The sequence below is a fragment of the Pseudarthrobacter sp. MM222 genome (assembly GCF_947090775.1).
Classification (GTDB): Bacteria; Actinomycetota; Actinomycetes; order Actinomycetales; family Micrococcaceae; genus Arthrobacter.
Window position 1 is genome coordinate 2,468,382 of sequence record NZ_OX352321.1, and the last position, 12,678, is coordinate 2,481,059.

Sequence of the window (12,678 nt, forward strand, 5' to 3'; positions counted from 1 at the left end):
CCACTCCCAGGGAGAAAACATGACCGCCATCACCCACGCACAGGGCGCGAACCGCCTATCCACCCGGAAGACCCTCGTCGGCACCGGCATCGGAAACGCCGTCGAATGGTACGACTGGGCCATCTATGCGACCTTCACGCCCTTCATCGCGAGCCAGCTGTTCAGCAAGTCGGATCCGGCGTCGGCGGTGCTGTCCACCCTGGCGATTTTCGCCGTCGGCTTCGTCGCACGCCCGTTCGGCGGTTTCCTCTTCGGCTGGATCGGCGACCGCGTGGGCCGCAAGGCCTCCATGACGCTGGCCGTGGGCCTGGCGTCGCTGGGCAGCCTTCTGATCGGCGTCGCCCCGACCTTTGCGAGCGTCGGCGCCTGGGCGTCGCTCATGCTGCTGGTGGCGCGGCTCGTCCAGGGCCTGGCCCACGGCGGGGAGTTGCCGTCATCCCAGACCTACCTCGCGGAAATGGCGCCCAAGGAGCACCGCGGGTTCTGGGCCACGCTGATTTACACCTCCGGCACCGTGTGCATCCTGTTCGGAACCTTGTTGGGGGCGGTCCTGAACATGGCGCTGAGCACCGAGGCCATGAACGCGTGGGGCTGGCGGATCCCGTTCCTGATCGGCGCCGCCATGGGCCTGTATGCGCTGATCATGCGGTCCCGGCTGCACGAGACGGAGGTCTTCGAGGGCGAGTCGGCCACCGAGAAACGCGCACCCATCTGGCCCCAGATTGTCCGCTACCGCAAGCAGGCCCTCCAGGTCATCGGCCTGACAGTGGGACTCACGGTGATCTACTACATCTGGGGCGTCGTGGCCCCGAGCTATGCCACCACCGCCCTGAAGATCGACCGCGGAGAAGCCCTGTGGGCCGGCGTTATCGGCAACATTGTGTTCATCGCCGCCCTCCCGTTCTGGGGCAAGCTGTCAGACCGGATCGGCCGCAAGAAGGTCCTGTGGGCGGGGGCAGTCGGGGCCGCCGTGATGCACTTCCCCATGACCTGGCTCCTGAAGGATTCGGCATGGCAGCTCGCCATGAGCATGTCCGTGATGCTGGTTTTCATCGCTGCGAGCGCCGCGATTGTGCCCGCTGTTTACGCGGAACTGTTCCCCACCAGCATCCGGACCGTGGGCGTGGGCGTGCCGTACTCCATCTGCGTGGCCCTGTTCGGCGGGACCGCGCCCTACCTCCAGCAGTGGCTCGGCAGCACGCTCCAGTTGCCCACCCTGTTCAACGTGTACGCGGTGGCGTTGCTGGCGATCAGCGCGGCATTCATCTTCACCATCCCTGAAACCAAAGGCAAGGACCTGGCCCGGTAGCGGACGGCGTCGGGCCGGACTGCGTCGATCAAGCTTCCCGGGCGAAGGCGCGGATGGCCCCGATCACCGGCGCCGTTCCTTGTATGCGGTAGACATCGATGGGCCTGGCGCCCAGGTGGACGTCATAACCGCACATCCAGATCATGGCCTGGGCCGGCGTGAACGCCGCGTGCAGATGGCCTACGAGCGCATCCAGGTCCGCAAGCTGGAGACGTCCCTCCGTATCGGGCGCCTCCTGCCCGGACGCCCAGCGGTCCAGGAGTTCCTCTGTGACCCCCAGAAGAGGTGCCGCCGCTTCGTTGCCGAGCGAATTTAGAAGCCGCTCGGCGATTGCCTTCGGGCTATAGCCAGGGGCATCCCGCAATTCCGCGAGGCTGGCGAACACCGTGGTGACAGACAACGCAGGTTCCTCAACGCGCTGGTCTTGTAGTTCTTCCATGACTTAAGGCTATGGCTAGGGGCACCCTCCGAGTAGGGCCGCTGGACCCTCCCGGGCAGCGTCAGTAGGTGTCGAACTCGACGTCCACGGTCGAAGCGCCGCGCAACGGCGCGACCTGCTCAGCCTCACCGCGGAGCGACTTCCTGTCCCGATCCGGCAGCAGTCCGAACGTCTTGATGGAAATGGTCAGCCTGCGGCCGCTCTTGCGTGGACGCCAGGTGCCGGTGACCTTGCCGTCTGCGAGGACCGTGCCCGGTTCCCCGACACTCTTCCACACCTCCCGGTGGTATTTTGTGTCGACGATCGTTTCGCGGTCGCGCATCTGGGTATACGGGTCACGTGGCGGGAGCAGGCGCACGCCCGCCGGCATCGGGGCCGACCGCAGTGCGTCGAGATCCTCCGTGAGGATCCAGAACGTGCCGCCAAACTCGACCGGCGTCAGCTCGTCCTTGACCAAGCTCCACCAGGGGGCGGTGTCACCGGCGTGGATCCCCGCCCAGGCGGCGAAGTTTCCGCGTGTCGACGGTCCGTAGCAGCGGAGGTAGCGCCGCAGCAGCTCGGCGCGCGCGAGGTCCGGGTGCATGTCCGGGATCGGATGGCCAAGCCACTCGTCGACCAGAACGAACGGTGCTTTGTTCCCGGCGCGCGGCGCGAAGCAGACCACCCGCTGCAACGTGAGGATGCGGACGCAGAAATGTACGACACCCTCGCCGAGCGGTTGCCCCGGGGCGTAGGGACCTTCTTCCTCCCAGATGTCGCGTTGTCGCCTCGGCAGCCTGCGGGCAATCCGCGCGGCGATCTCCGCGCCCAGCTCATCGATGGCAAGCCTGCGCCCGGACAGCACGCTACCGATCTCGGAACCGGTCATCTCGACGGTCTCGATCAGGCTCATGCCAAGAGAGTCCAACGCCTGCTCCGCTCCGGGAACGAGATGGCGCATCGCCTCCTCGGTCGGCGGCAGCATGCCGGTGGTGAAGACCGGCGCGTCCGGTGCCGGGAAGTAGAACGGCGAGCCGCGCATGCACCAGGTCTGCAGCAGGCTCTTGTCCGCGGCGACTGCGTGCGCCACCTGTTCCTGAGTGAGCTTTCGCACCCTGGCGTGCAGGGCAAGCACCGCCGCCCCTGGCGGGCTGTTCTGGATTCCGCACCGGCCGGCCGCGTCGAGCAGCGCGCCTTCGCCCAGCCGCTCGGTGAGATTGTGGGCGCCCAGGCGAAACGCGATGACGTCGCCCTTCGACACCCTGTCAGCCACTGGCATGCCGGTGAATCGCGGGCAGCTCTAAGTAAGCTCGGCGGCGGCGAAGGAGACAGCGAAACGCGCGCACCAGATACTGACGGAACTGTAATCGGCCAGGTTCACTCCGGGGGGGATCTCATAGTTCTGATCGCCCTTGTTGGCTTTGAGCGCGCCCAGGTCGAGATGGACGCCGTCGTCGAAGACATACCAGCCAGCCGATCCTTCGATCACCGGGGCGTCGCTGAGCCATACCCGAAGGTCCGGGCCATCGGAAGTATCGAGGCCTTCGAACCTCAGAATCCGGCTCCCGTCGGAGAGTTCGAGGATTTTCACGGTTCCGGAGCTGGCATGTTCGTGGCTGATAAGTCGGCCCGTCACCACTTCGCGCGGAGCGACGGCGGATGGTTCATCCGATGGGCCCGCGGACTGGCTGGTCGGCGCAACGGCCGGAACGTCCTCGGTCAGGGTCGAACTTGTGAAGATCCGCCACGGCTGGAACAGATAGAGCCCGACGGCGGCCGCGACGGCGGCCAGGAGAACCACAACCGGAACGGCAAGGCGCCTGCTCATGCCCTTCCAACGACCGGACCTACAGCGAAGTTCCGGGTAATCAAAAGCAAGGCCCGGCCGGTGCGCCTCTTGCGCACCGGCCGGGACCACTCCCGTGCCCTTTCGGGTGTTCCCGGAAGGCTACGGAATGGCTGCGACGGCGTCGATTTCGACGAGGAGATCGCCAAGGAATGAGCCGACGGTTGTCCGTGCCGGGTAGGGCGTCTGAACCAGCTTCGATGGTGGTGCCAACGGTGTTGTCGGTGACGGGGACCATGGATCTCACGCAGCAGGCCTAGTTAAGCGCGCCGGACGGCTCCGTGTTTCCGCCGCTCACGCACCAGCAACGATGTCCAGGCTCACCAGCCGGGCGCCGTCGCGGTCCGCAAACAGCCCCACCCGTGCGCTGGACTCCGCGGCGAACACCTGGTCGGTGATGGCTGTGAGGCCATCCTGGGCGAAAACCTCAACGGAGCAACGGTCCAGAAAGATCCGCAGCCGCAGCCGGCCGGCTTCCAGCGGCACGGCCACACGTTCCACCGAAGCGAACGACTCGTGGAAGACCGTGTTGCCGGACGCCGTACGGTCCAGGCTGAGCACGCCCGTGCCGGAGTCGTAGGCAAGAACTGTCCGTTCGGTGTCGCCTGCCCGGAGCAGCAGGCCAACTTTTCCGGCGGCGCCGGGCTCGAATTCGGCGTCGATCCGCAGCACATCGCCGGAAGCCTCGGCCGGGAGCCAGCGCGTCCCGGCAGGAAGGGACCGGCCGGCCTCGCTGTAGGTCGCGGCTCCGCCGTTTTCAAAGGGGTCCACGGCCCCTTGCACCAGCACCACGCGGCCGCCCCGGGTAGCCAGCGTGACCTCCCGGACCAGGGACAGGGCGCTGCGCCAGCCGCTGGTGGGTGTGTCGGCGCCGTACTGCCAGTTGTTCATCCAGCCGATCATGAGCCTTCGCCCGTCCGGGGCATTGCTGAACGAGACGGCGGCGTAGTAGTCCCGTCCCCAGTCCAGCCAGCCATATTCGGCCATCCGGCTGTCATCCTGCTGGAGCCCCTCAGTGACAGTGGTATCGGAAACGAACGCGACGCCGTCAAACGTTCCGAGGAAGTACTGGCCGCCGGAGCCGCCGGCGATTCCGCCGGGGCTCAGGTTCACCACCAGCACCCACTTGGTGTTCCCGGCGGCGCCGTCCACCGGGAGCTCGAACAGGTCAGGGCATTCCCACACTCCCCCGGTGGCGTTCGCCGGGCCGAAGGTGCTGAGGTATTCCCAGGCTTTGAGGTCGGCGGACTTGTAGAGGACGACTTCACGGTCCGTCGCTTCGACGGCGACCATCACCCAGTAACTGCCGGCGCCCCCGTCGTACCAGAAGACCTTCGGGTCGCGGAAGTCGGCGGAACCGCGGTCCGCTACCGGGTTCCCGGCGTGTTTTGTCCAGGTGGCGCCGTCGTCTGTGCTGTAGGCGAGGGACTGCGCCTGCCGGCCGCTCAAAGGGGATGCGGGCGAATAGGCGCTGGTGTAGATGGCGACGAGGGGCGGGTTCTCCGCTGTGCCGAAGCCGCTCGTGTTGTCGGCGTCCAGCACGGCCGAACCGGAGAAGATGGCTTCCTGCTCATCGCAGGCGATGGCCACCGGCTGCTCGTCCCAGTGCAGCAGGTCCGCCGACGTGGCGTGCCCCCAGGACATGTTGCCCCACACGGTCCCGGACGGGTTGTGCTGGTAGAAGAGGTGGTAGGTGCCGTTGGCGTAGACCAGTCCGTTGGGATCGTTGAGCCAGTTGCGGTCGGCGGTGTAGTGGTGCTGTGGCCGGTACTGGCAGCCAAGCGCGGTGGTGGTTGTCATGGGATTGCTGTCTGCTTTCACGGTGTGTGCCGAAGCGGTGGCCGGGGCGGGGGGTGCTTAGCCCTTGACGCCGCTGGACGCGATGCTGTTGATGAAGGAGCGCTGGAAGGCGATGAAGAGGACCACCACGGGAACCGTGATGAGGGAGGCGTAGGCCATCACTTCGCCCCAGGAGACGTTGAGCTGGAAGAAGTATTGGATGCCGATCATGACCGGGCGGAGTTCCTCGGACTGGACCACCATGAGGGGCCACAGGTAGGAGTTCCAGGCCGGCAGGAACGTCAGGATCGCGACCGTTGCGGTGGCCGGGCCGGCCAGCGGCATGACCACCTGGCGGTAGATCTTGAACCAGCCCGCGCCGTCGATCCGGGCGGCCTCGTCCAGTTCCTTGGGGATGGATTCGAAGTACTGGTGGTAGAGGTAGATGGAGAACGCGTTGGCAATGAAGGGGATGATCTGGACCTGGTAGGTGTCCAGCCAGCCCTTCGAGATCTCGAGGCTGAAGCCGTTGAGCTCAAAGTACGGCAACTGGTTGACCCACCAGACGAGGGGCAGGGCAAGGGTCTGGAACGGCACGATCAGCGTGGCCAGGATGACCGTGAACACCACCCGCTTGCCGCGCACTTCCATCCGGGACAGTGCGAACGCGCAGAGGCTGTTGATGAAGATGCCAAGGACCACCGTCACGGCGGAGATGCCGATGGAGTTGATCAGGAAACGGGCGGCCGGAACCCGGTCGAACACGGCCGCGTAGTTGTCCAAGGAGATGTTTCCCACCGGCAGGAAAGCCGCGGCGGAGGACATGTCCCCGAAGATCTGGGTGTCCGGCTTAAGCGAGGACACCAGCATGAAGACGATGGGGAAGGCGGCGACGGCGGCGAACAGGATCCGCACCAGCATCGTGACCGCGCCGCTTAGTCTAAGCGAATTTTTCACGTCAGTCCTTCTCTCGGGTCAGGTAGCGCTGCACCGCTGAGATGAGCAGCACGAGGACGAAGAAAACCAGCGAGATCGCGGAGGCGTAGGAGGTTTCCTGCTGTTTAAAGCCGGAGCGGACGGCCTCGTAGATGATGGTGGTGGTGGAGTCGAGCGGGCCGCCCTGGGTCATGACACTGACCTGGTCGAAGAGGCCGAGGGCCTGGATGGTGATGGTCACCAGGACCAGGCTGCGGGTGTGCTTGAGACCGGGCCAGGTGACATAGCGGAACTGGTGCCAGCGGCTCGCGCCGTCCAGCTGGGCCGCCTCGTACAGTTCACCGGAGATGCCCTGCAGCCCGGCGAGCCAGATGATCATGTGGAAGCCGGCCGCCTGCCAGATGGACAGCGCGATGATGGCAGGCATGGCCGTGGCGGGGTCGTTGAGCCAATCCGCTCCCTGGATGAGGCCGAAGCTGAAGGTGGACAGCAGCTCGTTGATCAGGCCGTCCTTGCGGTACATGAACAGCCACAGCAGGGAGACCACCACCATGGAGGTGACCACGGGCAGGAAGTAGACGGTGCGGAAGAAGTTCACGCCGCGGAACTTCTTGTTGATCAGCAGCGCCATGGCCAGGGCGAGGGCCGACTGCACGGGGACCACCACCACGGCGAAGTACGTGACGTTCAGGAGCGCCCGCCAGAAGGTGGGATCCGCGAACAGCCGGGCAAAGTTGTCCGCGCCGACGAACTCCACCGGCCGGGGCGAGATCAGCCGGGCGTTGGTGAAGGCCAGGCCGAAGCCCAGGATGGCCGGCAGGAACACAAAGAGCAGCAGCAGCACCGCTGCGGGGGCGATCATGCCCCAGCCGCTGAGCTGTTCGCGCAGGAAGCCTGCCCGGCGGTGGCGCGGTGCGGCCGGCAGCGGCCGGGGCGCCGCTGCGGCCGCGGGGCGGGGACGGGTGGGAAGTGGGCTGGTTGTCATGGGATTCTCCGTTGACTGCAGCACCGGGCGGACGACGACGGCGGAACTGTGCCGCCGTCGTCGTCCTCCGCGGCGGGCTGCTAGTTCTTGTAGCCGCCGTTGGACTTGATGTTGGCATCAATGGCCTTGACCGCCTTGTCCAGGGCAGCCTGGGGGTCGGCGCCGGCCAGGACATCCTGGACGACCTTGCCGTATTCGGTGGCGATAAACGGGTACGCCGGGGTCTCCGGGCGCATCACGGCGTACTGGCGGGAGAAGTCCATGAAGGTCCGGTTGGCACCGCCCTCCGCGAAGGCCGGGATCAGCGCCGCGGCTTCATCCGTCGCCGGGATGGTGCCCGTGGCCTTAGCAACTGCGGCCAGGTTTTCCGGCTTCAGTGAGTAGGAGAGGTAGTCCATGGCGGCTTCGGTGTTAGCGCAGCCCTCGGTGACGCCCCACTGCCAGGAGGCCCCGCCGATCTTGGGTCCGTTGCCGAGGTCCACGGTGGGCATGACCACCAGGTCCTCGCCCAGTGCGGCGCGGGCTTTGTCCGCGGCCCATGAGCCGGTGTACAGGACACCGCTCTTGTTGTTCAGGAAGTCCTGGGTGGAGTCCTTGCCGCTCTTCGTGGCCATGAAGCCCTGCTCCGCGAGGCCGCGGAACCACTTGGCCCACTCCACGGCCTTGTCCCCGTTGAGGACACCGTCCGCGGTCTGGAACCCGTCGCGGTTGATGAGGTCGGCGCCGAAGGACTGCAGGAACGGCGAGTAACCGTAGGGCAGCCATTCGCCGCTGCCGGCGGTCCCCAGGTCCAGCGGGTATTCCCACTTGCCCAGGGCCTTGAGCTTGGTCAGCGCGTCCTGGAACTCGTCTTTGGTCCAGGGCTGCTCGGTGGTTGCAGCGCGGACCCCGGCGGCTTTCAGGTCCGAAGCCCGTGCAAACAGGGCCAGCGCGACGTCGTAGTAACCGACGGCGTAGGTCTCGCCTTCCCACTTGGCCACGGTGCTGGGCAAGTTGGCGGACAGATCGGCGGAGAGCTTGAGCGGGGTCAGATACTTTGCCCACGCCCAGTTGGGGACATTGGGTCCGTCAATATCCACGATGCACGGAAGTTTGCCGGCGGCCGCCGCAGCCACCACGGAGTCGTTGTAGGACTCCTGCGGGAACGCCTGCACCTTGATCTTGGCCTTGGCACCGCTGCCCTTGTTGTAGGAGTCAACGACGCCCTGGATTGCGGCCAGCTCCTCCGGGTTGCCGGCATTATGGGTCCACATGGTGATCTCGTTGGAGCCTTCGGATGTGGCCGAGGCACTCCCCTTGCCGCACGCACCGAGGCTGCCGACCAGGGCGGCCGCCGTTATGCTGGTGGCCAGGATCCGGGTGAATCGCTTGTTCATGAGTGAGTCTTTCTGCTTATTTTTGTTCGCGGATGATTAGCCCGGGTCCTTGGGGGCGCGGCCGGTGCAACGGCTGCGTCCCTTTTTCGGGTCCGGGATGGTTCTGTGCTGGAAAGCGTTGGGTGGATTAGCCGAAGGGCTCAGTCCGGCGGCGGACCGACGGACCCTCTCTCAATGAGCGGGCAGGAAAGCATCTCCTGGACGGCCGCCGCCTCGGGGCCCTCAATATCGTCGAGGAGCCGGGTGACCGCCCAGCGTCCCATCTCATAGTGCGGAAGCGCCACAGTGGTCAGTCCGGGCCAGAGGGCCGCGGCGATCAGCTCGAGGTTGTCCGTTCCGACAATGGACAGGTCCTCGGGAATGCGGAGCCCCAGCGCGGCGGCGGCCTGGTAGGCACCCATGGCCACCCGGTCGCTGAAACAGAACAGCGCCGTTGGCCGCTCCGGACGCTGCAGCAGCTCCAGTGCAGCCTCCCGCCCGCCAGTAGTATCAGCCACCCCCGCGGTCACCAATTCCGGTTTGAACCGGAGGCCGTGGCGGCCCAGCGCGTTGCGGTAGCCCTGTAGCCGGCCGTGGGTTGCCGGGATGTCGTCAGCGTTGCTCAGCATCCCGATCCTGGTATGGCCCGCTTGGACGAGGGCCTCCACCGCCGTTTCCGCCGCCGCAACTTCGTCCGGGACCACCGACGAGATGGACCGGTCCGCCGTAGCGGCGTCGAGAAGGACTGTGGGCAGCGTGCCCAGTTCCTCCGGCAGGGTGACTCCCTGGTGGTACATCCTCGCGTAGACGATCCCGTCAACCTGGTGCTGCTGCAGTGTCCGGATTTCGCGGTTTTCGAGTTCCGGGTCAAGGCCCGAGTTGACCACCATGAGCACGTAACCGCGCTCATAGGCGGCATCCTGGGCGCCCCGGATCATGGCCCCGGCGAACGGCGTGGTGGTGATTTCGTCGCTGACGAGGCCCAGGATCTGCGAACGCTGGTTGCGCAGGCCGCTGGCCAGCCGGTTGGGAGCGTAGCCAAGGTCTTTGGCGACGGCCCGGATGTGCTCACGGGTTTCCGTTTTGACGCGGGAACCGCCGGCGGGATTGAGGGCGTGGGACACCGTGGTTACGGAGACCCCGGCGGCTTTCGCCACGTCCCTTATCCCGATCTTCGTCATCTTTGACAGTCCTTTGCAAAACGTTTTGGCATGTTGTGTCGATCACACTACCGAAAACGTTTTGGCAATGTCAAGGGACGCCGTTTGATCCCGCAGGCTTAAGCCAAGAAACCCCCTCGAACGAGGGGGTTTCTTGGCTGCGCACGGGGCACACGCCCCGCGGTGTCAGTGGTGACGCCGCCGCTGAGTCAGGCGGAGATCCGGTCCGACAGGCGGGTACAGGCAGCCTGAGCTGCCGGGACGCCGTCGCCCTCCTGGCCGTACAGCCAGTCGTTGTACCGGAAGTCGTTGTCCTTCCGGCTCTTGAAGAGCAGGTTGCGCAAGGTCCGGGCCAGTCCGGAGACGTGCCAGGATTCGCCCCAGATGCGGGCCGTGCGCTGCACGCGGGCGGTGCGGCCAGCGCGCAGGACGTTGAACTCCCTGATGGCATCGCCCCAGGCTTCGGGCTTGACGCCGTCCGCGGTGAACACGGTGCCATTGCTTGCGTCCTGCAGCACGGCGGCGTCTTCGAGCGCCTGGCAGGCACCCTGGGCAAGGTACTGCAGCATAGGGTGCGCGGCATCGCCCATCAGCACCATCCGGCCGGCGACCCAATTTTCGATCGGATCACGGTCATACATGGGCCAGCGCATGCTGGTGCCCAGGTTTTTCAGCGCATCCTGGACGGCCGGGACGCAATCCTTGTACGCAGCCTCGAGCTCGTCCACTCCCCCGTACTGCTCCTCGCCGCGTTCGAACGAAGCGGATTTGAACACGGCCACGGTGTTCAGCAGCTTGCCCTTGCGCAGCGGGTACTGCACCAGGTGGCAGTCCGGTCCGAGGTAGACGATGACGTCCTCGAGATCCGCCCTGGGCGTGTTTTCGGTAATGGGCACGGTGCCGCGGTAGGCAACGTAGGCCGAGGGAACGGGCTCGTCGTTGGCGACGCTCGGGCGGAGGGTGGACTTGAGTCCGTCGGCACCGATCACGACGTCGGCCTCGTAGTCCACGCCGGCGGCCGTGTGGGCTACGCCGCGGCCGTTCACGGTTTCCACACTCTCGACCATCACGTCGTTGACAAGCTTGACGCCCGCCGCTTCACAACCTTCGAGCAGGACCCGGTGCAGGTCGCTGCGGTGGATCACAACGTACGGCGCACCGTAGCGTTCCTCGAATTCCCCGCCGAGAGTCTGGCGGGTGAGCTCCTCGCCGGTGACGGCGTCGCGGAAGACGAGATGTTTGGGCTGGACGCCGATCTCCAGGGCCTTTTCCAGCAGGCCCCAGCGCTTCAGGACGCGGGAGGCGTTGGGGGCCATCTGCAGCCCCGCGCCGACCTCGCCAAATTCGGGGGCCCGCTCCACCAAAGTGACGTTGGCGCCGTTTTCCCGCAGCGCGAGGGCTCCGGCCAGTCCGGCCATACCCCCTCCGATGACGAGGACATCGGTGGACGGGCCGTCGGTGGGCAGGAAACCGGTGGACGGGGCGTGGTCAGACATTGCTTGCTCCTTGGGAGATCGGGGATTTTGACTTGAGCTTGAGGCCGACGGCGGCCAGCAGGACCGCGGCGATGGCGGCTGCGCCGGCGAAGGCGAGGAAATTGGAATTGACGCCGAGCCCGGCGGCCAGCAGGAGGCCGCCAATCTGGGGCGCGGCGACGGCGCCGATCCGGCCCGTCCCCAGCGCCCAGCCCAGCGCGGTCCCCCGCAGGTGTGCGGGATAGTGGCTCGCGACCGCGGCGATGATGAGGCACTGGGTGCCGTGGGTGCCGACGCCGGCGAGGACCAGCATGAGGTACACGACGGTGACCGGCGGTCCGGTCACCAGGACCACCAGCGCTCCTGCTGCAACGGCGGCCGCGGCGATCGCCGTCGGGATCGGGCCAAAGCGGGTCCCGGCCCAGGCCGTGATGACCGAGCCGGCCACCGCGCCCAGGTTGAGGGCCAGGGCGAAGGTGAGGGCGGAACCCAGGTTGTAGCCGGCCAACTGCATGAGGTTGGGCAGCCAGGTGCCCAGCCCGTACCAGGCGAAGAGGGTGGCGACCGTTGCCAGGGCGAACAGCAGGCTGACCCCCAGGTACGGTGCGCGGAGCAGGGAGGAGAAGCCGGCCGGCTCGGAGTCGTTGTTGCCGGTGCCGGTACGGGCAGACTTGCCGGCCGCCTTGCCTGATGCGCTGGCTTTGGCGCGGACCGGGGCCAGCGTCTCCGGGAGGTATTTCAGGCCGAGGGGCACCACGATCAGCAGGGCAAGCACGGCCACCAGGAACATGGACTGCCAGCCGAAGGCGGGAATCAGCCGGATCCCGACCAGGGCGGCGATGGATCCGCCGATAGGCACGCCGGACATCATCAGGGTGGCGATCGTGGACCGCCACTTTGCCGGGACCAGTTCCGCGACGAGGGCGTTTGCCGAGGGCACCAGCCCGCCGAGGCCGATGCCGGCGAGGAGCCGCAGCCCCCCAAACACGGCGGCGCTGGGAGCGAAGGCGCAAAGGATGGTGAAGATCGAGAAGACGATGGCACAGCCGAGGATGGTGCGGCGGCGTCCCCACGAGTCGGCCATCCGGCCGGCGAAGATCGCCCCGATCATCATGCCGAGGAAGGCCATGGATCCGATGGTTCCGGCCGTGGCCTTGCTCAGTCCCCAGCCGGTCTCGGAAATCAGGGCGGACTGGACGGTGCCGTAGACGATCAGGTCGTAGCCGTCGAAGACCACTAAAAGCCAGCAAACCAGGACGGCCGCTGCCGATCCTTTGGAGAACCGTGATGCGTTCCCATCAGCGGGAGAGGGTGCGGGAGCCCCCGTCGAGGACCGGTGCGGCGCTGCAGCGGAAGTTGTGTGATTCATGCCACTACTGTCATGGCGGCCGCAGATGAACCACAATACAATTCTG

The 12,678-nt window shown here is 66.4% G+C and carries 11 protein-coding genes; 1 reads left to right on the forward strand and 10 read right to left on the reverse strand.

Annotated elements, in window-relative coordinates; genetic code table 11:
• Positions 1–19: 19 nt before the first annotated feature.
• Entirely contained in the window at positions 20–1,309 is a 1,290-nt protein-coding gene (locus OM977_RS11195; protein WP_264354046.1) for an MFS transporter, read from the forward strand.
• A gap of 28 nt (positions 1,310–1,337) precedes the next feature.
• On the opposite strand, the gene OM977_RS11200 is transcribed toward OM977_RS11195, so the two are convergent.
• From OM977_RS11200 to OM977_RS11245, 10 genes are all read right to left on the reverse strand, one after another.
• The gene (locus tag OM977_RS11200; protein WP_264354047.1) at positions 1,338–1,748 is read right to left on the reverse strand and encodes a hypothetical protein; all 411 of its coding nucleotides are present in this window, start codon (positions 1,746–1,748) and stop codon (positions 1,338–1,340) included.
• 61 nt (positions 1,749–1,809) lie between these two features.
• Positions 1,810–3,006, reverse strand: coding sequence for a winged helix DNA-binding domain-containing protein (locus OM977_RS11205; RefSeq protein WP_264354048.1), 1,197 nt, complete (start codon positions 3,004–3,006; stop codon positions 1,810–1,812).
• 21 nt (positions 3,007–3,027) lie between these two features.
• Positions 3,028–3,555, reverse strand: a complete 528-nt coding sequence (locus tag OM977_RS11210; protein ID WP_264354049.1) for a DM13 domain-containing protein — start codon at positions 3,553–3,555, stop codon at positions 3,028–3,030.
• A 312-nt stretch (positions 3,556–3,867) separates the two neighbouring features.
• Positions 3,868–5,373, reverse strand: coding sequence for a glycoside hydrolase family 32 protein (locus OM977_RS11215; protein ID WP_264354050.1), 1,506 nt, complete (start codon positions 5,371–5,373; stop codon positions 3,868–3,870).
• Positions 5,374–5,430: 57 nt separating this feature from the next.
• The gene (locus OM977_RS11220; protein WP_333474019.1) at positions 5,431–6,273 is read right to left on the reverse strand and encodes a carbohydrate ABC transporter permease; all 843 of its coding nucleotides are present in this window, start codon (positions 6,271–6,273) and stop codon (positions 5,431–5,433) included.
• Positions 6,274–6,310: 37 nt separating this feature from the next.
• Entirely contained in the window at positions 6,311–7,273 is a 963-nt protein-coding gene (locus OM977_RS11225; protein ID WP_264354052.1) for a carbohydrate ABC transporter permease, read from the reverse strand.
• Between the two features lie 80 nt (positions 7,274–7,353).
• Complete coding sequence (locus OM977_RS11230; protein ID WP_264354053.1) at positions 7,354–8,649, reverse strand: sugar ABC transporter substrate-binding protein; 1,296 nt, start codon at positions 8,647–8,649, stop codon at positions 7,354–7,356.
• A 140-nt stretch (positions 8,650–8,789) separates the two neighbouring features.
• Positions 8,790–9,809 carry a LacI family DNA-binding transcriptional regulator gene (locus OM977_RS11235; protein WP_264354054.1) on the reverse strand — a complete coding sequence of 340 codons (1,020 nt, stop codon included), beginning with the start codon at positions 9,807–9,809 and terminating at the stop codon, positions 8,790–8,792.
• 188 nt (positions 9,810–9,997) lie between these two features.
• A complete protein-coding gene (locus tag OM977_RS11240) occupies positions 9,998–11,284 on the reverse strand; it encodes an FAD-dependent oxidoreductase (protein WP_264354055.1) in 1,287 nt (428 codons plus the stop codon).
• Positions 11,277–12,632: an MFS transporter gene (locus OM977_RS11245; protein WP_264354056.1), complete on the reverse strand. Its 1,356-nt coding sequence runs from the start codon at positions 12,630–12,632 to the stop codon at positions 11,277–11,279. Before OM977_RS11245 ends, OM977_RS11240 begins: the two co-directional genes overlap by 8 nt.
• Positions 12,633–12,678: the final 46 nt, after the last annotated feature.